Source organism: Sporosarcina jeotgali (assembly GCF_033304595.1).
In the GTDB taxonomy this organism is placed as follows: Bacteria; Bacillota; Bacilli; order Bacillales_A; family Planococcaceae; genus Sporosarcina; species Sporosarcina jeotgali.
In genome coordinates this window covers 2,446,354-2,466,812 of the sequence record NZ_CP116341.1, presented here as the reverse complement: position 1 = coordinate 2,466,812, position 20,459 = coordinate 2,446,354, and the positions used below count along the sequence as shown (strand labels likewise).

The following is a 20,459-nucleotide window of genomic DNA, read 5'->3' as shown; positions in this document are numbered from 1 at the left end:
CCTAACTTAGGATGGAGACTGTTTTAGGTTTAATGCTTAAAACTTGAAACTAACTCTTGTAACTCTTCCGCCATATGAGAAAGTGTTTTAGCGGAAGCGGTGATTTCTTCCATAGAAGCAAGTTGTTCTTCAGTGGTTGCAGCAACTTCCTCGGAAGAAGCAGCGTTGCTTTTCGCCATGTCTTCTAACGCAATCGCGGTTTCGTTCACTTGGTGGATTTCTTTTTGAGCACTTTGCGCAATGCTTGAAATGTCTGCCATTTGCGGAGTGATTTCTTTCGTACTCGTTAAGATTTGTTCGAACTTTTCAATGGCATCTTTCGAAATAGTCATTCCTTGCTTCACATCTTCCGTTACTTTCGCCATTATTTGCACAGAGTTATCGGTATCTGCTTGAATGCCTTGGATGATTGTGTGGATCTCCTTAGCTGATTGCTGAGACTGTTCTGCGAGTTTCCGTACTTCATCTGCAACAACCGCAAAGCCTTTTCCATGCTCCCCTGCCCGCGCTGCTTCGATGGCTGCGTTGAGCGAAAGTAAGTTTGTTTGTTCAGCAATATCTGTGATGACATTCAATATGGAACCGACGTCCTTAGAACGCACAGATAGAGAACTGATCATATCATTGGATTCGGCGACTGATGATTGAATAGAAGCCATTTGATTTACTGTATCATTCACAGCAAGTCCGCCATGTTCTGCCTGCTCCGTCATATGGACAGCAAGTTTCGATACATTTGCTGAGTATTCGTTGATGGACGCAATGCCATCTGATACGTGTTGAATGAGTTCTGAATTCGTTTCAACGGCGCTCATTTGGTTTTCCGCATTTCCTGCGACTTCTTGTACCGCATCTGCGACGTGTTCGGTTGCATATGTCGTTTGTTCGGCACTCGCAGTTAACTGTTCTGAGGAAGCGGCGACAAGCTCTGTATTCTTCTCAATCCTGCCAACGAGATTCTTCAGACTTTCCTGAATAGAACGGAACGCTTCACCTAGCTGACCGATTTCGTCTGAAGACTTCACTTCAATCGTTTCGGTCAAATCACCTGTACTGATCGTTTGAGCTTGCTCTTTCAGCTTAACAATCGGCCGAATGATGGAATGGGTAATGAAATACGCAATCACTGCACCGAGAACTAACGCAATGATGACAATGAGGATCGTTGTTTTTAAAATCGGTGCAGCGGCCTCTTTTACTTCTGCATAGTCGAGCGTGCCGCCAATTTTCCAACCAGTTAAGTCATTGGTCAAGAATGTGGTGAAACGGTCATGACCTTTTGACGTAAAGTTAAAGTAGCCTTTCGCTTCGGTTTTCAGTTTCTTGTAGTAATCGTCATCTGCTGCGCTACCAGCTTCATGCATCGGATGAGAAATGAAGTTCATTTCATCATCGACCATAAAGGCATATCCTTCCTTGCCAATCTTCACTTGCTCGGTCAGTTCAGTAATATAGTCCAGTGTAATATCTACACTGATGACGCCTGATTGGTCGTCAGTCATTCTCGAAACGGTTACGACCAGAGCATCGACAGACGCATCGGGGTAGGGATTAGACAAAATTACCTCATTAGGACTTTCCAGTGCTTCTTTATACCAATCCCTCGTCCGCGGATCATAAGTGGACGTATCGTTAATGACAGGATCTTGTACAAAAAAGCCGTCTTTTGTGCCGACATAGACACTTAGAATTTCAGGATGGAGTGTCGTATACTGCTCCAGCTTTTTTCTTAACTCAGGACTTTCATTTCCGTCATATTGACTTTTTTGCACCTGTTTACTTAACGTTTCGATATCATGAATTTTTGCAGAGATGGTCTGATTAATAATTGTATTCAATGTTTCGGTACTGTCTTTTGCTTCTGTAATAATCTGCTTCTCTACTGCATTTTTTGCAGATGTATACGATAACCATCCGACACTGACTGAAGGAACAATTAAAATAAGTGCGAATACAACAATCAGTTTGGTACGAATGCTTTTAAATCGAAATCTCATAGACAATCTATCCCCTCTTGCTAAGTAATTTTTATGTTACTTTCTATCCTAATGCTTACTTCGGTTATATGGGACTAGTCTTAACAAGGAAATGATAGTTTCTTTTATTAACATTGATAAAATAGTACTAGATGACAATAAATTCAGTTTGTAATCGGTTTCAACTATTCTAAAAGGGATACGGAGCCGCCTTTACCGATAATGAGCAGTTGGTGTGATCCTCTAAAAGGATCAAGTGGAAATCGACATTGGTTCTCACGTAACTCTGGAACCTAAAGGAAATCTTGAATAGGAGTCAATCTGTAGAAATAATCACTGGCGCATAATTGGAGTGATGACGGAACGTAACCTCCAACCTGAAAAACAATTCCAAGGGTCCATACTTCCCGCGGAATTGCTTTTTGCTATCCAATAAGCACCAAAGAATGCTTGGAAATCATGGTATAATGAAAGTAATCGAAAACGGGAGGGGATTGTGATGATTCGATGGATTGCTGTATTCATCATAGGATTCGCGATGACGTATATACTGCCGGATGATTTCATCAGTACAGATCGTTTCACTGTGGAAATGATCATTCGAACAGTGATGTCACTATTTTTCCTTTTCATCATCTGGTTACTGAAACCCAATCCGAAACCTAAGTAAGGGCGTGAGACTATATATGGCCATTCTTACATTTCTCATCATCGCTTGGCTTTTGACACTCTTTAGCTTCGAACAACTCGTCATCCAAGCCTTCAAAGAACTATTTGGCAAAGAAATTACGAAAGCAACGTATTACTTTCTGTTTCTAGCAATCGGGATATTCGGGGAGATCGTCTTGCTGCTGCAAGGAACGTATTCTGAGTATTTCCTGCGAAGATAAACCAGTAAAAGAGGGACATCATGAAAATCATCATCGACAATGAAACAATCCACTATACCGTGCAATACGGAAAAGGGAAGAAGCTGCAACTGCAGATTGACGCAGGCGGTTTCATCACAGTGAAAGCTCCAAACGGAACATCGGAAGAAACGATTGCCGAACAGCTTCAAAAGTGGGGAAGCTGGATTCTTGAGAAACAAAAAGAACGGGATGATAAAAAGATAAGCCCGCTTGCCCGTAAATACGAGGCAAACGGGACATTCCTCTATCTTGGAGAAGAACGCCCCTTACAGGAACTAATTCACACCGATCAATTACCTGAAGAACAGTTGAAACTCAACTTGAAAAAGTTCTACTTCACCCAATGTAAAACACTCATCGAATCGCGCATTAAACCCTATCAAAAAGAACTTAAAGTTACATTTAAAAGCATCGACATCATCGAGTCCTACCGGAAATGGGGAAGCTGCAACTCCAACAAAAAACTAGAGTTCAACTACCGTCTTGCAATGGCACCTGTTGACGTAATCGACTACGTCATCATTCACGAACTCTGCCACTTAACGCACATGAATCACGACCGTTCCTTCTGGCGCCGCGTCGGCAGCATCATGCCGGATTATAAAGAGAAGGAAGCGTATCTAGAACGCATGAATCACTTGATGACGCTGTAAGAAATTCAGAGAATGATCAAGCATACATCTCTAAAACTTTTTTTGAGGCTGCGGCGGGAGCATTGGTTAAATCGATAAAATACGGAAGCTGCCATCTTTGTGTAGCAATGGCTTGCTTACTAGCAGGCGTATCCCAGCTTGGATACACTCTGAATGCCATTTTTCCATTTGAATGATCTGATCTGAGAATGCTGCGGGCTGCCAGGACTTCTTTTGGAAATACGAATTGTCCGAAATGATCTTCAGTAAAGGTATTGATGACTACGAAGTCAGGGGTGTTGTCATAAGTGAAAGGCTGGTTTTTATTGGTTTCATCCTTTTCCCACAACGCGACAAATTGACCAATCTTTTTGGGTGTTATGGCAGCAACCCGAAAACGGATGGACTTCGTATTTAAAAGAAATCTGCCAGCCCCGTATTCTGAGTTCTGCCGCTCTTCTTGAATGTCTTGTATGGTGAAATGATTCGGATGATAAACAAGACGATTAACATACGTTAAGGAACGGTGAAAGTCCTTCATTCTATTCCCCCTCAACTACTTATTAATTACCGTACGGAACATTTGTTCTATTGTATATGTATGTTGGAAGAACTGCAAGATACAATGAGATTAAGTGGGGACATGTATAAGATGGTGCCTCAGGAATTTACAGTTTTGTGAGACGAACAGACAAGTGATTGACGTCTGTGGATTAGTGTTGTATTAACCAAGTGAGCAATAATTAATAAGGAATCAGGTTAGTAGTGAAGACTTTGATCCCGCCCCTAAACGTATGATAAAGCGGTGATGCGAAGAATAGAACCGAAGATAAAAGAATAGACTTAATTTCTATTATTGATGTCATATATGACATCAATTGATAGATAATTACACCAATTCGTGATATAGTAATCGAACAATGGACATTCAAAAACATAGTATACTAACAATTGATGATGAAAATGGAATTAATTTAGTAGAAGAATTCTTTACTCGTTTAGGGGAGAAATCAAAAACTTCAAAGGAAGCTAAAATGCACTTGATGTTTCTTAATAGTGCTTTCAACTTATTGAGTGTGAATCTATTAAAAGATTTGCTGAAGGAAAAAACTGAAATTACAATTACTATTGATGGAAAGGAAAGAACGAAGTCATACCAACTAATTAAGCCGCTGAGAGTTAGGCCGATATATGAATTACGCTATGCAGTAAACGGTAACGAACATTTACGATTTTTATTTTTTCCTATAGCACATAAGGGACAATCTAATTACATCTTTGTGAAATGTTTTCTGAAGACCAGAGATCCGAATGTGGATGACACGGATAGGATGAGAGATTTAACATTTGAAATGTATGAGAGGGTCAAAAGGAATCCTGAATACTATATAGAAGGAGTTGAGGAATCATGAGAAAAGCTAAAAATCTTTTAGATATGACGACCAGTATGTTAAAAGAAGGACACCCAGAATTAAAGGCGTCATTAGAAGGACTGTCCCCTGTATATGCAAGAATTATTTTTTCACGACGTATGGAATTGGGAATTTCCCAACAACAATTATCCAGAAAAGCGCATACAGGGTTGAAAACAATTTCTAGGGCCGAGGGTGGATTTGATAATCTCTCTACTGAAACCTATGATAAGATATTCAATGCCTTAGATTTGGACGTTCAAGATATTGCCCAAGCCATGATTCAACTAAAGAAAAGTAAGGATGAGCTTTCTGTCACAACGGGGTGATCAGTTGCATATATCTATTAACTGTACTTAAGAAACAACTATAATAAATTGCAAAAGCCGTCACACTCAAAATGAGCAGGACGGCTTTTCCTGTTGTCTAGTTCACTTCAATCTGACCCATCATGCCATTATCTTCATGCTCTAAAATATGACAGTGGTACATATACACCCCTTTATTTGCAAATGAAATCGCGATTCTCACCCGATCTCCAGGATGCAGCGCAATTGTATCTTTCCAGCCTTGCAGATTGTCGTCAGGCTCCTCGCCATTGACCGATAGCACTTTGAACTGTGTGCCGTGAATGTGGAATGGATGGATCATGCCTCCCATCGGATCGGGCTTGTTGGACAGTTCCCAGATTTCCGATTCACCGACTTTTTGAGTCATGTCAATGCGTTCTTTATCGAACTTCTTTCCGTTAATCGTCACCATATCCATCATACCGAACAATTCAAGTCGCTTTGTCACAGGTAAATTTCGTTCTTCCTCGGTCACTTTAAACGAATTCAACTCTGCAGAAAGTTCATCGGAAGTCTTCTTTTCGCTGACTTCAAATGGCAGAAGAATTGTTCCTTGTTCATCCACTAGCGCAAGATTGCGCACATCTTGCAGCTGGTCAAAGTCAATGATAATTTCCGCACGTTCAGCAGGAGTAAGCGTCAGCGTTTCCATTTCCACCGGCTCGTTCAGCATGCCGCCGTCTGTCGCGATTTGCTGGAACGAATCCCCGGAGCTCAGGGACACGGAATAATTGCGGGCATTCGATCCGTTCAGCAATTCACCAAACTAAGAGCTGCCACGTGCAGTGCTTTTTGGATTTCAGCTGAAAAGTTCCATTATATATGCAGAAACTATGCAGTTTCATCTGCAAAAACACAGGTTATACACGAAATAGAGGTGATTTACATGCTCGAGATTATATCATGGATGGCACTAGGAATCGGATTGCTCAGCAGTCTGATTATCATAGTGGATATCATAAGGCATCCACAGAAAATGGCGATCATGAACGTCGTCTGGCCGCTGAACGGCTGGTTTTTCGGACCCATTGCGTTGTTTGCTTATTTCAAATGGGGACGTATCCAGACAAAAGACTCAAAGAAAGAGGACACGAGAGGAAAAGGAGCCAAAGTCTTCACATCCACGTCGCACTGTTCATCAGGCTGCTCATTCGGAGATGCAGTGGGTGTCCCGATTGTTGCGCTGACTGGACTTACCGTTGCAGGGTCGGTTCTGTTTGCACATTACACAGTGGAATTCATACTTGCCTATCTGTTCGGCATCCTGTTCCAATTTGCATCGATTTACCCGATGAATAAAGAAAAAGGTAAAATGCACGCACTCATTGAATCCTTCAAAGCAGACACCATCTCCCTCATTGCTTTTGAAATCGGAATGTTCGGCTGGATGGCCATCGTGCATTATGTACTCTTCCAAACTCCGCCGGAACCGACAAGTCCTGTCTATTGGTTCATGATGCAAATTGCGATGATTTTAGGATTCCTGACGAGTTATCCTGCGAATGCATGGCTGATAAAGAAAGGGATTAAGGAAGCGATGTGAACCTGACCGGATTGAAAGAAAAGATACGCATGCGGTTAGCTGAAGAAAGTGTGACTAGATGGTGATGAACCAGCTTCTAGAATCAAGCGGTTATCATACAAAATGAAATGAAAAAACAACACAAGCTGATCGTCCGATTCAGGACAATCGGCTTGTGTTGTTTTTAGGCAATGGGGAATTGCAGGCTTCCAATGAGAAAGCGTACGCTAGTAATAGTGGACCGGTGTTTATGAGCCGAAAACAACTGGATACGTACAGTTAAACCACTTATCATTGCTCGCTCAACTACCCAGATTGGCTCCTTACTTTGGCGAATTCACAATACTCTCGACAGCTAATCGTAAGGAGTTCACGAACTTGATCGTTGAAGCGGACTCTAATGTACTCCATTCTTTTGCGTGTTTCGGGTGCAGTCCTGAAACGAGAACGGTGAGACCGACCAGCTGCAACATATTCACGAGTTTTTCAAAACCGCTTAAACCTTGCTGGTCGATCTCGCCGACTGCTGTAAAATCGATGATTACATATTCGACAGTTGAATTGTAAGCGCGCTGGGTCAAGGTCAACGCGATTCTATCCGACTTTTCACTATCCAGCTCGCCAAAAATCGGTACGAGGGCAGCCGTTTCGGAAATTTCAACAAAAGGAGAAGACAGTTTAATGTTTTCTTTCAATAAATTCTCCGCAGTTTCTTTCGCAGTCAGCAATTCAAAATTGGTATCAGCCAGGCGCGTTCGCAGCTTGTCCAGCTGCGCGCTGACTCTTGCAATCGCATCGTCTTTCCTGACAACGATTACTTCTCCGATATCTTCTTCAGTCCAGGATATATAAAGGTCTACAAGTAAAAGAGCACCCGATGAGGAAATTGCGTTCACTTCCAATGATTCAACAGCTGTGAATAACCGTAAATGAGTTTCGACTTTAGAGCGGCTTTCTGTTTCAAATAGCTCAAGGAAGCTTACTCCGGAAGTCATCGTATTTATGGCGGATTGATTGACCGAAATGATTTCGAACTCCTTATTTATAGCATACATGGGCAGTGGGAAAGATGAATTAGGAAATGACATGTCGGATTTCAGTATCCTTTCCTGAATGGTTCAACCACTCATGCAGATTGCGTAATGTGGGCATGGAAATGACTTGACCGGGGGCTGCCTCTTCAGCGAAATTGGCATGCGGTGCCATACGCCCGCCGATTAGGATCGTTGGCTTATTCTCTGTGCTGGCGAGAACTTGAACAGACTTCTTAAGCATCGGGAGCCGATACGAAAGAGCGGCAGACATGGCGACAACGTCAGGTTTCCACGCATTGACAGCCGTTTCTGCATGCTGCAGAGGCAGATTCGGTCCTAAGTATCGGACACTCCAAGAAAACTCCTGGAAGACCGCTGCTGCCATTTTTAAACCGATATAATGCTCTTCGCCTTCCACACCGAACAGCATCACTTTTTTCTGGTGTGTTGGTTCTAAAGAAGCGCTACGGAACTCATAATCGGAAATGACGTAATCGCAAATAGCAGTCGCCAGATGCTCATCCGCCACAGAGATTTTGTTCGTCTCCCACAGCTTGCCAATGTGGATCATAGCTGGAGTAAGAAGGTCCTCATACAGCATGAGCCGATTATTCTCCAAAAGGACTTCATTTATATAAGCGATGGCTGCATGGTCATCACCGTGCAAGAATAAGTTCGCCAGTTTGATAGCATGATTTTGCATTCAAACCCCTCCTTGTTCGCCTGCTTGCTGCAACTCGGAAAGTGCTAGCTGCAAATACTCCATGTAGGCGGTTTCTCTTTCATCGTCCAGTTTACCGGGAAGGACCGCACTCAATCGTTCAAAATTATCGACAATCAATTCTGTCCCGACGTTCCGGCTCGTAAGCACTTGCTCGAGCCACTTTGTGTAATCAATAAAAAATCCGCTGTCGTCCATTTGAAAAGCAGTTTCCAAATGATCAAGATGATGGAAGTTATCCTCAGCGGTACGCATCCGTCCGTTGTCTCCGAATTTCTCCGTCAACCAAGGATAGGCTTCGTATATTTGCTGGACAACTTCTTCTACAGCACGCTCTTTCATCTGCTGATCCATCAGTCCGCCACCACCTTATACTGGGCAACTTTTGGAATGATTCCTGCGAGTTCCTGATCGGGATACTTCTTCTCAAGCTCGTGGATTTCCTTGAATTCATCGCTGCGTGCCCATTGGAGATAGTGCTCACGTGATTCCCATTCCATATGGACGACAAGCTCGCCGGGGCGCTTGTGGTTTTGGAGCAATTGAAATGAATGAAACCCTTCTGCCTGATCGACCCGTTTCGAGCGGCTTTTATAAATATGAATGACTTCCTCAGCTTTTTCTTGCGGAACGAGGAATGTCGAATTGACAATATACATAGCAGACTCCTTTAAAAGTAGTTCGATTGACTAAGTAGTATTGTGCAAGTGTATCATAATTTGCTCTATTAAAATATTCATTGAACTATCCACTGTACGGACGGGAAAAGGACGAATTGCGACTTCTGCCTAGGATTCATGGTCTCTTAATGGTGCACCACCCTATGTGAATTCCCGCTTACAATTCTGCTTTAGCAGCAGCCCAATGGGACAAACTTTATTAAGACTTTGTAAATTTCTTTGGGGATGCTGTCTAACTAGTGAGGGACATGATACCTTCATGATAGGTGTTACGAACCTTTGAAAATGAATGATACAAATTAGTTAAGTGATACTCTTAAAGAAGGAGGCTCCTATGAAGCCGGCAAATTTGAAACAAAAATTGAAATCATTATTGGAAATCTTACTAGTCTCAACACGTCTCGGGTTCACATCATTCGGAGGACCCACTGCGCACTTGGGCTATTTTCACGCGGAATACATTCGCAGAAGAAAGTGGATGGACGAAAAAAGCTATGCAGATCTCGTCGCTTTGTCGCAATTTTTACCAGGACCGGCCAGCAGTCAGGTGGGGATCGGAATTGGAGTTATGCGCGCAGGAGTACTTGGCGGCATCGTTTCGTTCCTCGGATTTACACTGCCGTCAGTGATCGCACTTATCTTATTCGCTGGATTGCTAGTGACGACGGATATCGGAAACGCTGGCTGGATCCACGGGTTGAAACTCGTCGCAGTGGCGGTCGTTGCCCATGCCATCCTCGGAATGGCTAAGAATCTGACACCAGATATCACGAGGAAAACGATGGCACTTTTTGCGCTGATTGGTACACTGCTGTGGCCATCTGCTTGGACTCAAGTCGGGGTTATCCTGATTGCAGCCCTCGTTGGATTCTTAGTGTTCAAACAGCATAAAGAAGAAGAGTCAGCTAAAACGAGCTTTCCCATTACGAAGCGCGTTTCTGCAATCTGCTTACTCTTGTTTGTCGGATTGTTAGTGCTGCTGCCAATTCTCCGGGAACTGACAGGGTCCGTCTGGATTGCTATGATCGATAGTTTCTATCGATCCGGATCACTTGTATTTGGCGGCGGACATGTTGTGCTGCCGTTACTTGAACAAGAATTTGTCCCGACCGGCTGGATTAGCAAAGAATCCTTTTTAGCAGGATACGGTGCAACCCAAGCCGTGCCCGGGCCTCTTTTTACGTTTGCTGCTTATTTAGGCACGGTCATGAAAGGATGGACCGGCGGACTCATCGCAACTTTTTCTGTGTTTTTGCCCGCATTTCTGCTGATTCTAGGAGCGCTGCCTTTTTGGGACCAGTTACGAAACAATCTAAAGGTCAAGGGGGCGATTATGGGTGTCAATGCAGCAGTGATTGGAATTCTAATCTCTGCATTCTATACCCCGATTTGGTCCAGTTCTGTCTTACAAGCAACGGATTTTGCTTTAGCGGCGGTGTTGTTCAGTATGCTGACATACTGGAAACTCCCCCCCTGGATGGCAGTTGTGGCGGGAGCTGTTGGAGGTATGCTTTTGTAAGCTGCGGCTGCGCACCAAATAATTCATAGTAATGGTGTAATACACAGATGAACAAGTAAACTCGTCTTGTCTCACTGCAGTGTATTCAAGTTTGCAAACAGCTCCAGCGTATCCTTTTTCTGTGCATAGTCGGGATGGCTAATGTCTTCCAGCGGAGCTCCCATGACAATACTAATGTATTCCCGGTCTCCAGAAGTGCCGAACGTGGCCCAGCACTGTCCGGCTTCGTACGTAGTCCCGGATTTTCCTCCGAGAATCTCGAAGCCGTTTTGCACTTCTGCATTTAATGAAGAAAGAACGGTCGATTTTAACGCAATCCCCTTTGGATGATCCGCAGTGGACGTTGTTTGAAAGGTCCCTTTCGTAAAGATGGCTCTGAAGTTCTGGTTATCCAGGGCATAATCCAGCAGCTTGGCCATATCAGAAGCGGTGGTATATTGGTCCGCGTCATGCAGCCCCTCAGGATTCGCGAAATGAGTCCGGGTCATTCCAAGTTCAGCCGCTTTATCGTTCATGAGTTTCACAAACGCTTTCGTACTTCCTGCCACATGGATTGCCAAAGAGTTGGATGCCTCACCGCCCGAAGGCAATATCGTGCCATACAGCAAATCGCGGTACGTGACCTTTTCGCGGCCGAAGAATCCTGCCATCGAAGCATTTTTCGCGACCATTTCCTGATATGTCGCAGTATCGACCGGAGCACTCGCAGAAAGAACCTCAATATGCTCAAGCGCAACAATCGTTGTCATCATTTTCGTCAGTGATGCGGGATACGCTTTCTCATCCGCATTTTTCTCATAAACCGCTTTTCCCGTATCCCGGTCGACCATATAAATGTACGGACTCACGTAGTCATCCGTCTGGTGACTGCCCGTGATCTCTGCAGGATCGGGTAAATTCCAACCAGTCACATACATAGCGATCACCAGAACGACCGTGAAAAGGACCAATCCCTTTAAAACTGCCCACAACTTCCTCATCTTGCATCTACCTTTCATCCCGCGGCAACTCCGCACATTTCGTTCTCTATGAGGTTAAGTATAAAGGACAAACCTGAAGGAAAGCACAGGAAAAAAATGAAGTTTTTCTTAAGACTGCTTTGTGGAGGTATAAACGAGCGAACCGGACAACTTAAAAACGAGTAAAGTGTAATTTCAACAGGATGGTGAGACACATGCTTAAAGAAGAAATGAAAATTCTTTTAATCAATGAAATTATAGAGAGGCTGAACCCGTCTTTCATTGTACTATTCGGGTCTTTTGCAAAGGGAACAGCACATGCAGGAAGCGATATTGATCTGGCATATCTCAGTAACAAAGAGCTGTCCTCCTATGAACGTTTTATATTCGCTTCAGAGCTTGCAAAAATGACAGGATATGAAGTGGATTTAATAGATATTAGACAAATCGATACAGTGTTTTCGATGCAGATTTTCGAGCAGGGAATACCGATTTATACTCAAGATGAAAATGAATATAGGCTTCAGAAAATGCGTGCTTACAGCATGTACGCTGCGCTAAGTGAGCAACGTGCTCCTGTTATTGAGAGTATTAAAAATAGAGGAGTGTCTTCGGGGAGGAATGACGTCATTCTTCACAAAACAGCTGTCATTGAGCGAGGTTTAAATCGTATTCATGAAGTATACGAAGGAAACCGAGAAAACTTGACGGATTATACAAAACAAGACAGTATCATTCTTAATATTCAGCGGGCTTGTGAAGCGAGCATCGATCTAGCTATGCATGTAGTAAGTGAACGTAAATTAGGTGTACCAAAAGCAAGTCGCGAGGCGTTCAGATTCTTGCAGGAAGCGAATCTCATCGAGGAAGACTTGGCTAGTTCCTTAATGAATATGGTCGGCTTCCGGAATATTGCTGTACATGACTATCAGAAACTCGATCTTGATATTTTAGAAGCGATTTTAGAGAAGCATATTGAGAATTTTAGAAGTTTTTCGAAGATTATCTTATATATGTGAAACTACGGTGTGTGATTGCACTAAATTGAAATGACAAATCCCCAGGGAGTCCAAGTCGACTCCCTGGGAGTTTTGAAATGAAGTGGATTACACATTGTCTACATTCGGCACGCTTTCTTGGGGCGTATCATTAGCCTCCTCGGCGGCCACCCTTCATTGCTGGATCTTACCCTAATCGCGTGCCATAAAGACGGAGGTCATACAGCCGTTGCCGCAGAACACGACGAATTTAAGTTGCCATGGAGTCGCAATTTTTTCCTTCAATTATAAGTTACGTATAAAGGAATTAGTTTGTCACTTAGTACTTTTATTCTATACGTCCTCCGTTATATAGATAGAAGTAATATTTAACACTGAAATAAGTGTTTTTGTGATAAAATCGAATAAAAGTATGATTAGATTGTATACTAAGTAGTAAAGTTAAGGAAGGTGTGAGAAAATGCTCTTTCAATTTAGTGTAAGTAATTTTTTATCCATTAAAGAGGAACAAACATTTAGCATGATTGCCGCAAATTTAACAGGACATGAAGAGGATAACCTTTTTTCGTTTCAAGATTTTCGCGTCTTACGAAGTGCGGTAATTTACGGACCTAATGCGAGTGGAAAATCAAATTTTATTGCAGCTATAGAAGTGATGAGAAATCTTGTCCATAACTCTGTTCAAAACTCTACTCAAAAAGAACTGTTTCCAGCATGGCATTTCTCTTTAGATGAAAGAATGCAAACGAAACCTACAATCTTTGAAGTTATCTTTGCAGCTGAAAATACAATGTATAGATATGGATTTGAATTATTAAATGATCGAGTTTCAAAAGAATATTTATATTTTGTACCAAATAGTCGCGAAGCCTTATTGTTTGAGAGAACAAATGATGTGTATAAGTTTGGAAAGTATTCAAGTGATGAATTTAAAGGAATTAAAGATAAAACAAATACACGAGCATTATTTTTAACAGTTGCTGCTCAATTCAACAGTAAACAAGCAGCTATCGTTTTAAACTGGTTCCAAAACTTTAATGCGATTTCTGGTTTAGCCTCAGATGGTTACCGAGAATTCACGGCATCAAAGATTTTGAAAGACCCTGAGTTTAAAATGAGAGTATCTGAAATGATGCAAAAAGCAGATATGGGAATCTGCTCCATTGACGCAAAACATGTTGAAGCGGATAACTTACCAACGTCTCTTCCCAAAGAATTGCGTCATTTGCTAATGAATGAATTAGAAGTTTTTACAACACATAAAGCGACTGCCAATGACGGAACTAGTATCTTGAAGCAATTTAATATGGAAACAGATGAGTCCGAGGGGACAAAAAAATATTTCGCATTGGCGGGGCCTATTTTGGATACGTTGGAAAGTGGAGGTGTGCTAGTAGTAGATGAACTAGATTCCAAACTACATCCACTGCTCACTAGACACATCGTCCAATTATTCAATTCTGTGGATTCGAATCCAAACAATGCACAATTAGTCTTTGCCACACACGATACAACGTTGTTGTCACTCCGTTTTTTCAGAAGAGACCAAATTTGGTTTGTTAACAAGTTAGAAGATGGCTCTTCCACATTATATGCATTATCAGACTATAAGGATGAAGATGGCAGAGGTGTGAGAAAAGATTCCACAATTCAAACAGATTATTTTCAAGGGAAGTTTGACGCCATTCCATTTATTCAATGAGGAAAAGGAGGGAGATGATTTGGGCTCAGATGATCTCTTTAAAAAAAGGAAGCTAAAAAGGACGCAAGCTACTAAAAAAGTGGCGCCAGACCGTTTTTTAATTATCTGTGAAGGGACAAAAACTGAACCTAACTACTTTAATCATTTCAAAAATAAAATTATTCAAAAGCATAGAGATTCAGTGTACATTGAAATAATTGGTGAGGGGAAAAATACGGAAAGTCTGATTAGGGAAGCAACTCGTCTTAAAAACAGGGCCAATCCCGACTACTCACAAGTGTGGTGTGTGTTTGACAAAGATGACTTTTCAGATGAGCAATTTAATGCTGCGTGCCAAGCCGCACAAAACGAAGGTATTCAATTAGCTTACTCCGTTGAAAGTTTTGAGTTATGGTACTTGCTCCATTTTGATTATTTACAAACAGCTATTCATCGTGACCAATATATTGCTAAATTAAAAATGTATCTAGGAAGTTACGGTAAGAATGACCCAGCTATTTATGATAGGTTAATGCTAGCAGGCGGTCAGGAAAAGCAAGCAATCTCTTATTCCATGAAGTTAGAAGAGAAAACGAAAGACTTACCATTTGCAAAGTAAGCGTCCAATAGCTAACACATACTAATAGAAGGTTTTGCATGAGATACTCTTTCCAGATTTAAATTCTGGGAGGGGTTTTTTTGAAAAGAAAAGAGAAAGAATTGTACTGGATAGACCAAATAAAAGACTATCGACAAAGTGGAGAATCCTTAATTGAGTGGTGCGAGAAGAAAGAAATTAAGATCTACACAATGAAATACTGGTTACGGAAGCAGTCGCCAGTATCCGCCGAATCACAAGAAACTGCTTGGATTCCCTGCGTGGTCGAGGAACCTTCAAGTGCTTCTATTACACTAAAGATAAAAAATGTAGAAATCGAAGTATTGAGTGGCTTCCAGGACGAATTGTTACTCAGGGTCCTTCGGACACTTGAAGAACTATGATGAATGGGCGGACAGTCGAACAGGTCTATTTAGCTGCTGGACCGACTGACCTTCGGAAATCAATCGATGGGCTGGCTGTCATTGTTCAAGAGCTTTTTGAACTTGACCCGTTCTCTCACGCGCTCTTTGTGTTCTGTAATCGGAAGAAAGACAAACTCAAGATCTTATTTTGGGATCACAATGGCTTTTGGCTCTATTACCGTCGGCTGGAAAAAGGATTGTTTGATTGGCCAGACTTTGGCTCTAGCCAACCACTTCCCATCACATCCAGACAGTTGAACTGGCTACTTGATGGTCTTCCACTGAACCAACGCCAGGCGCATCCTTCTGTGGCAGCGAAAAAAATTATTTAGATACTATTAGAGCGTGCAGATTTATGCTATTCTAAGACCTATGAAAACACTGGACGGAAACACCTCACCCACAATTGAAGAGCTTGAGAAAAAGAACGCGCAGCTGGAGAACAAGATGAAGACCTTGGAATTGAAGCTGCAATGGTACGAAGAACAGTTTAAACTGGCTCAGCAGAAACGGTTCGGTTCATCGAGTGAGAAGACCGATGACAATCAGTTGTCGCTTCCACTCTTTAACGAGGCTGAAGTTTCTGCGTCTGTCTTGTTGGCAGAACCTACAATGGAGACGATTAGCTATGCACGCAAAAAAGTCGGCGACCGTGCAGAAAAACTTAAGAATCTTCCGGTTGAAACCATTCATTATGACCTTTTGGACGAAGAGAAGGTCTGTTTGGCGTGCGATCACGAACTCCACGAAATGAGTATTCAAACTCGACAAGAGTTGAAGATTGTACCGGCACAAGTGAAGGTCGTCGAACATATACAGCACATTTACAGTTGCCGTCATTGCGAGAACCATTCAATCACGACGCCGATCGTGAAGGCAAAGATGCCGAATCCAGTCATCCCGAAGGGATTGGCTTCTCCTTCAGCGATTGCCTTTATCATGACCCAAAAGTTTGCGGATGGTCTGCCTCTTTATCGCCAAGAAAAGCAGCTGGAACGCATGGGGATTCCGTTGAATCGACAGACGCTCTCAAATTGGGTGATCTCGGCCACAACACGGTGGTTGACTCCAGTCTATGAGTGCCTTCATCGGCAATTGATGCAGGAAGACTTACTTCACGCTGATGAAACCAGCGTACAAGTACTGGATGAGCCGGGTAAGTCGGCACAATCCAAGTCCTACATGTGGCTCTATCGCACGAGTGGTAGTTCAAAGAAACCGATGGTTCTCTTCGATTACCGTCCGAATCGCGCGAAAGAAAATCCACAGAAGTTCTTGAGCGGGTTCACGGGATATCTGCATGTCGATGGGTATGCGGGTTATGAATCCCTGGAAAATGTCGAACTTTCGGGGTGTTGGGCGCACGCACGCCGGAAATTTGATGAAGCCCTCAAGGCAACTAAAGGTGCGTCGTCAGATTCGAACCGTTCGACGATTGCGAAGAAGGGGCTTGCTTTCTGTAATCAATTATTTGCGATTGAGCGTAAGATCAAGGATAAAAATCCAGAAGAGCGCCTAAAAATTAGACAACAAGACAGTCAGCCTGTGCTGGATGCTTATTTGGTCTGGCTAACGGAACAGAAAGAAATCATTGCGCCCAAATCAGCAACCGGCGGTGCGATCACGTATTCCTTGAATCAATGGCAAAAACTGACGACCTTTATGAAAGATGGGCGCATCGAAATCGACAACAATCGTGCCGAAAGATCGATCAAACCATTTGTCATTGGAAGAAAGAATTGGCTGTTCGCTGTTTCGACGACTGGAGCGAAATCCAGCGCAATCGCTTATAGTCTCGTAGAGACGGCCAAAGAGAACAACTTAAATCCATTTCTTTATCTGCAATTTCTTTTCGAAGAACTTCCACAGCTTGATATGAATGACAAATTACAAATCGATCATCTGATGCCTTGGTCGAAAGAACTTCCTAAGGACTGTTATATCCAGAAAAGAAAATGAACAAAATGCCCTTCCAAAAAAAATCGGAAGGGCATTTTGTTTTCTAAGAAACCAGGTGTTCTTTATTGGACGCTTACTTTGCAAAGCGAAATCCCAGTACAACTGTTTATAAATTAGTGAATGAATTAAATCGGTTTGTGTAACTCAAAATTGAAATTTGTGCGAGAACCAAAATTGATATTTAGACATTCACGAATGCATCTTGCACTGAAAGTAAACATGAAACCTTATCTTAGAAGGTAAGACAGACCGTATGCTTGGTCTAGTGAGTCTCAGTTGTATACTGCAAACATCCCGAACAGAGCGTGGTTTATATATAGGGGTTCTATAGTGACCTGTTACAACAATAAAAAGAGCTGGAAATAGAAATGATTTCCAGCTCTCTTTCTTTATTCCTTTTATTCGATGAATGCCAGTATCTTTCACAGCACTCTAAAACGTGACCTAATTATCGAGACTCGATTGTCCGAACGGGAATCGTATCTGAGTCCTGTTCAGCTTCAGACTTTACTGCAGGTTTCTTCGACCAAATCGTCGCAAGAATTGGACCCGAAATGTTGTGCCAAATCGCGCCCCAAACACTAGGCAAAGCAGCAAGCGGGCCAAAGTGTGCGGTAGCGAGTGCAACCCCGAGACCGGAATTCTGCATACCGACTTCAATGGAGATTGCTCGTCGATCGGACTCATTTAATCCGAGCATCAAAGCAGTGAAGTAGCCAAGCAGCAAGCCAAAGCCGTTATGAAGGAACACAGCAGCAAACACGACAAAACCGGAAGAGATTACATTGCCTGCATTCGCAGATGTGACCGCAGCCACGATGATTAGGATCGCTAAAACCGAAATAAGCGGAACAACAGAGACACTCTTCTCCACAGCTTTCGGGAAAAACTTGCGAATTAACAGACCCAATACAATCGGAACAATGATAACTTGGACGATGGACTTAAACATCGACATCGGGTCAACCGGCATCCACTGTCCCGCAAGCCATAACAGCAACAGCGGTGTGACAACCGGCGCAAGTAGTGTGGAAAGGGAAGTCATCGCAACAGACAATGCCAAATTCCTTTTCGCCAAATAGACCATCACATTGGATGAAGTCCCGCCTGGCACACATCCGAGAAGGACCAAACCAGCAGCCAATTCTGGCGGAAGCTTCAGGACATACGCAATCGCAAACGCAACAAGCGGCATAATCAGGAACTGAGCAGCCACGCCCACAATTACGGGCAACGGTTTCGTAGCGATAATCTTGAAGTCCACCGCCTTTAATGTAAGCCCCATGCCAAACATGACAACCCCGAGCAAAATGGAAATATAAGCCCCTAATCCTAAGAATGGTGTGGGGAATAAAAAGGCCATAAGTGCAGCGACAATGACCCATACAGCAAAATACTTTCCTGCAAATGAACTAATTGACTCTAGTGCTTTCATTGTAGAACCCCCTTGGCTAATTTTGATTTGTGGTCGGTAAAGCGATCCCTAAGTGAATGCAGCGCAGCATTCGCTAACTATCGAGAATTAATCTTTGTCTCTTATCCTTGTTTCTAAAGGGGAATCTAAATAGTGAAAAATATGGTATTTAGAAACAATAAAAACAATTATACATAACTATCTGAATATTACAAGATATATTTCATATTGCCGTGTTATTGAATTTCAATACAATTGCGAGCGAGGGCAGCAAAGCGCTGGGCTGAAGCGCTATGCAGTAGATGTGCAAAGTTAACCAATAAGTTAATCTGAAATGCACACGATGGCTTTTTGTACTGCAGATAATTCATATCGCTGATAGATTTTAGCGGAGAAAATCAGAACATCAAACAGAGACTCGTTCAAAGATGTAAAAAGAGTTTGACATCTCGGAATGGCAAGTTATAATTTAAAATGTAAAGAGTATTTGACACTTTTAAAGGGGATGTTGAAATGGATTGGATTGTTGTATTATTTATAGCCATGCTGGCACTATTTGGACTGGCTATTATACTCACACTAATATCGTTGACCAAACTCGGAGATGAAAGAAAAACTCTAATTAAAATGAAAGCCCAATCGTTTTCGTTCATAGTCGTCTTTTTCATGATACTTATCCATATAGCAAAATCAGCATATATGGCATTGGCTAAAGGTGACCTCGATTACGGAATAACCCCCCTCCCATTTCTATTTACAGTATCCCTGATCTATTTAGTAACGCTGCGGACGTTCAAAAAGAAATATGGTGATTAAGTGAAAAACCGAATTAAAGAGTTACGAAAACTGACAAAGCTATCTCAAGAAGAGCTAGCGTTCCGATGCAAAGTAAGCAGGCAAACAATCAATGCCATTGAAAATGACAAATACGATCCTAACTTGCAGTTAGCTTTTAACCTAGCAGAAGTTTTGAATACTACTGTGGATGAACTTTTTATAAAGGAGTAAGCAAAAGAGACATATGAATTTGGAAATTGATTTGTCTCTCTTTCTTGCCTTCTTGAAATCTACATTGAAAAATATGTATACCTTAGAAAAGAGTTGTTATATATGAAGGGTTTTGTCTATTTATAACGGGGAATACCTATATAAAAGGGTGATTACCATGGCCGACATAATGTCAAAGGAACAACGTAGTAAGACCATGAGTAAAATCAAGGCGAAGTCAAAGCTGGAAGACATTTTTGCAAGCGCCTTGTGGAGAAGAGGATTACGTTTCCGTAGGAATGTCAGGTCCCTGAAAGGAACACCGGATATAGCTATAAAAAAGTACAGATTAGTGATTTTTGTGGACTCCTGTTTTTGGCATGTATGTCCTGAACACTTTAAACTGCCTAAAACCAATCAAGAGTTCTGGGATAAGAAGTTCAAAAGGAATATGGAGAGAGATAGAGAAATAGATTACTACTACAAGTGCAAGGGGTGGCATGTGAAGCATGTCTGGGAGCATGAAATAAGAAGTGATTTAGAAAAAGCGGTGGATGATACGGTAGGTTTCATATCACGGGCCAAGGAGGAATGATATTGCTATTATAAGCAATCTTTCCCCCTTGGATTTTTTTATTGAAAGTGTATAATGGAATAAATAGACCGAAAGGATGTTCGGAA

Annotated in this window: 25 protein-coding genes and 1 pseudogene; 17 read left to right on the top strand and 9 right to left on the bottom strand. The window is 42.3% G+C overall.

Features of this window, described 5'->3' with window-relative positions:
• Positions 1–29: 29 nt before the first annotated feature.
• On the bottom strand, positions 30–1,997 hold the full coding sequence (locus PGH26_RS12450; RefSeq protein WP_323693525.1) for a methyl-accepting chemotaxis protein: 1,968 nt from the start codon (positions 1,995–1,997) through the stop codon (positions 30–32).
• A gap of 478 nt (positions 1,998–2,475) precedes the next feature.
• Between PGH26_RS12450 and PGH26_RS12445 the strand changes: the two genes are divergently transcribed.
• The 3 genes from PGH26_RS12445 to PGH26_RS12435 are packed head-to-tail and all read left to right on the top strand — an operon-like array spanning position 2,476 to position 3,540.
• Positions 2,476–2,646 (top strand): hypothetical protein, encoded by a 171-nt coding sequence (locus tag PGH26_RS12445; protein WP_323691374.1) that lies wholly within the window; start codon positions 2,476–2,478, stop codon positions 2,644–2,646.
• A 16-nt stretch (positions 2,647–2,662) separates the two neighbouring features.
• Positions 2,663–2,866: a hypothetical protein gene (locus PGH26_RS12440; protein WP_323691373.1), complete on the top strand. Its 204-nt coding sequence runs from the start codon at positions 2,663–2,665 to the stop codon at positions 2,864–2,866.
• A 20-nt stretch (positions 2,867–2,886) separates the two neighbouring features.
• Positions 2,887–3,540 (top strand): M48 family metallopeptidase, encoded by a 654-nt coding sequence (locus PGH26_RS12435; protein ID WP_323691372.1) that lies wholly within the window; start codon positions 2,887–2,889, stop codon positions 3,538–3,540.
• A gap of 16 nt (positions 3,541–3,556) precedes the next feature.
• On the opposite strand, the gene PGH26_RS12430 is transcribed toward PGH26_RS12435, so the two are convergent.
• A complete protein-coding gene (locus tag PGH26_RS12430) occupies positions 3,557–4,060 on the bottom strand; it encodes a MepB family protein (RefSeq protein WP_323691371.1) in 504 nt (167 codons plus the stop codon).
• A gap of 379 nt (positions 4,061–4,439) precedes the next feature.
• Here PGH26_RS12430 and PGH26_RS12425 point away from each other — a divergent pair, with 379 nt between their 5' ends.
• The gene (locus PGH26_RS12425) at positions 4,440–4,931 is read left to right on the top strand and encodes a hypothetical protein (protein ID WP_323691370.1); all 492 of its coding nucleotides are present in this window, start codon (positions 4,440–4,442) and stop codon (positions 4,929–4,931) included.
• The gene (locus PGH26_RS12420; protein WP_323691369.1) at positions 4,928–5,260 is read left to right on the top strand and encodes a helix-turn-helix domain-containing protein; all 333 of its coding nucleotides are present in this window, start codon (positions 4,928–4,930) and stop codon (positions 5,258–5,260) included. The genes PGH26_RS12425 and PGH26_RS12420 overlap by 4 nt, the downstream gene beginning before the upstream one ends.
• A gap of 97 nt (positions 5,261–5,357) precedes the next feature.
• Here the strand turns inward: PGH26_RS12420 and PGH26_RS12415 are convergent, their stop codons facing one another.
• The gene (locus tag PGH26_RS12415; RefSeq protein ID WP_323691368.1) at positions 5,358–6,038 is read right to left on the bottom strand and encodes a multicopper oxidase family protein; all 681 of its coding nucleotides are present in this window, start codon (positions 6,036–6,038) and stop codon (positions 5,358–5,360) included.
• A gap of 129 nt (positions 6,039–6,167) precedes the next feature.
• Here PGH26_RS12415 and PGH26_RS12410 point away from each other — a divergent pair, with 129 nt between their 5' ends.
• Positions 6,168–6,824 carry a DUF4396 domain-containing protein gene (locus PGH26_RS12410; RefSeq protein ID WP_323691367.1) on the top strand — a complete coding sequence of 219 codons (657 nt, stop codon included), beginning with the start codon at positions 6,168–6,170 and terminating at the stop codon, positions 6,822–6,824.
• A 302-nt stretch (positions 6,825–7,126) separates the two neighbouring features.
• Here PGH26_RS12410 and PGH26_RS12405 read toward each other — a convergent pair whose 3' ends face one another.
• Genes PGH26_RS12405 through PGH26_RS12390 form a run of 4 tightly spaced genes read right to left on the bottom strand, consistent with a single transcriptional unit; the run spans position 7,127 to position 9,217 of the window.
• Positions 7,127–7,891 carry an STAS domain-containing protein gene (locus tag PGH26_RS12405; protein WP_323691366.1) on the bottom strand — a complete coding sequence of 255 codons (765 nt, stop codon included), beginning with the start codon at positions 7,889–7,891 and terminating at the stop codon, positions 7,127–7,129.
• Positions 7,878–8,540: a cobalamin B12-binding domain-containing protein gene (locus tag PGH26_RS12400; RefSeq protein WP_323691365.1), complete on the bottom strand. Its 663-nt coding sequence runs from the start codon at positions 8,538–8,540 to the stop codon at positions 7,878–7,880. The genes PGH26_RS12405 and PGH26_RS12400 overlap by 14 nt, the downstream gene beginning before the upstream one ends.
• Complete coding sequence (locus PGH26_RS12395; protein ID WP_323691364.1) at positions 8,541–8,912, bottom strand: hypothetical protein; 372 nt, start codon at positions 8,910–8,912, stop codon at positions 8,541–8,543.
• On the bottom strand, positions 8,912–9,217 hold the full coding sequence (locus PGH26_RS12390; RefSeq protein WP_323691363.1) for an antibiotic biosynthesis monooxygenase family protein: 306 nt from the start codon (positions 9,215–9,217) through the stop codon (positions 8,912–8,914). Before PGH26_RS12390 ends, PGH26_RS12395 begins: the two co-directional genes overlap by 1 nt.
• 355 nt (positions 9,218–9,572) lie before the next feature.
• Between PGH26_RS12390 and chrA the strand changes: the two genes are divergently transcribed.
• Positions 9,573–10,757 (top strand): chromate efflux transporter, encoded by a 1,185-nt coding sequence (chrA, locus tag PGH26_RS12385; protein WP_323691362.1) that lies wholly within the window; start codon positions 9,573–9,575, stop codon positions 10,755–10,757.
• A 71-nt stretch (positions 10,758–10,828) separates the two neighbouring features.
• Here chrA and PGH26_RS12380 read toward each other — a convergent pair whose 3' ends face one another.
• On the bottom strand, positions 10,829–11,737 hold the full coding sequence (locus tag PGH26_RS12380) for a D-alanyl-D-alanine carboxypeptidase family protein (RefSeq protein WP_323691361.1): 909 nt from the start codon (positions 11,735–11,737) through the stop codon (positions 10,829–10,831).
• 182 nt (positions 11,738–11,919) lie between these two features.
• On the opposite strand from PGH26_RS12380, the pseudogene mntA reads away from it, so the two are divergent.
• From mntA to tnpC, 7 genes and pseudogenes are all read left to right on the top strand, one after another.
• Positions 11,920–12,228, top strand: a pseudogene (mntA, locus tag PGH26_RS12375) (type VII toxin-antitoxin system MntA family adenylyltransferase antitoxin); the annotation flags it as partial.
• 33 nt (positions 12,229–12,261) lie between these two features.
• Positions 12,262–12,735: a type VII toxin-antitoxin system HepT family RNase toxin gene (hepT, locus tag PGH26_RS12370; RefSeq protein WP_431312544.1), complete on the top strand. Its 474-nt coding sequence runs from the start codon at positions 12,262–12,264 to the stop codon at positions 12,733–12,735.
• 439 nt (positions 12,736–13,174) lie between these two features.
• Positions 13,175–14,416 (top strand): AAA family ATPase, encoded by a 1,242-nt coding sequence (locus PGH26_RS12365; RefSeq protein ID WP_323691360.1) that lies wholly within the window; start codon positions 13,175–13,177, stop codon positions 14,414–14,416.
• Between the two features lie 19 nt (positions 14,417–14,435).
• On the top strand, positions 14,436–15,014 hold the full coding sequence (locus tag PGH26_RS12360) for an RloB family protein (protein WP_323691359.1): 579 nt from the start codon (positions 14,436–14,438) through the stop codon (positions 15,012–15,014).
• Positions 15,015–15,094: 80 nt separating this feature from the next.
• The gene (gene tnpA / locus PGH26_RS12355) at positions 15,095–15,397 is read left to right on the top strand and encodes an IS66 family insertion sequence element accessory protein TnpA (protein WP_323690672.1); all 303 of its coding nucleotides are present in this window, start codon (positions 15,095–15,097) and stop codon (positions 15,395–15,397) included.
• Positions 15,397–15,750 carry an IS66 family insertion sequence element accessory protein TnpB gene (gene tnpB / locus PGH26_RS12350; protein ID WP_323690673.1) on the top strand — a complete coding sequence of 118 codons (354 nt, stop codon included), beginning with the start codon at positions 15,397–15,399 and terminating at the stop codon, positions 15,748–15,750. The genes tnpA and tnpB overlap by 1 nt, the downstream gene beginning before the upstream one ends.
• Before the next feature lie 40 nt (positions 15,751–15,790).
• Positions 15,791–17,377, top strand: a complete 1,587-nt coding sequence (tnpC, locus tag PGH26_RS12345) for an IS66 family transposase (protein WP_323693489.1) — start codon at positions 15,791–15,793, stop codon at positions 17,375–17,377.
• A gap of 448 nt (positions 17,378–17,825) precedes the next feature.
• On the opposite strand, the gene PGH26_RS12340 is transcribed toward tnpC, so the two are convergent.
• Positions 17,826–18,812 carry a bile acid:sodium symporter family protein gene (locus PGH26_RS12340; RefSeq protein ID WP_323691358.1) on the bottom strand — a complete coding sequence of 329 codons (987 nt, stop codon included), beginning with the start codon at positions 18,810–18,812 and terminating at the stop codon, positions 17,826–17,828.
• A 492-nt stretch (positions 18,813–19,304) separates the two neighbouring features.
• Here PGH26_RS12340 and PGH26_RS12335 point away from each other — a divergent pair, with 492 nt between their 5' ends.
• The 3 genes from PGH26_RS12335 to PGH26_RS12325 all read left to right on the top strand — a co-directional run bounded on the left by PGH26_RS12335 (position 19,305) and on the right by PGH26_RS12325 (position 20,373).
• The gene (locus PGH26_RS12335) at positions 19,305–19,607 is read left to right on the top strand and encodes a hypothetical protein (protein ID WP_323691357.1); all 303 of its coding nucleotides are present in this window, start codon (positions 19,305–19,307) and stop codon (positions 19,605–19,607) included.
• Positions 19,608–19,799, top strand: coding sequence for a helix-turn-helix transcriptional regulator (locus PGH26_RS12330; RefSeq protein WP_323691356.1), 192 nt, complete (start codon positions 19,608–19,610; stop codon positions 19,797–19,799). It abuts the gene before it with no gap.
• Between the two features lie 157 nt (positions 19,800–19,956).
• Positions 19,957–20,373 (top strand): very short patch repair endonuclease, encoded by a 417-nt coding sequence (locus tag PGH26_RS12325; protein ID WP_323691355.1) that lies wholly within the window; start codon positions 19,957–19,959, stop codon positions 20,371–20,373.
• Positions 20,374–20,459 lie beyond the last annotated feature (86 nt).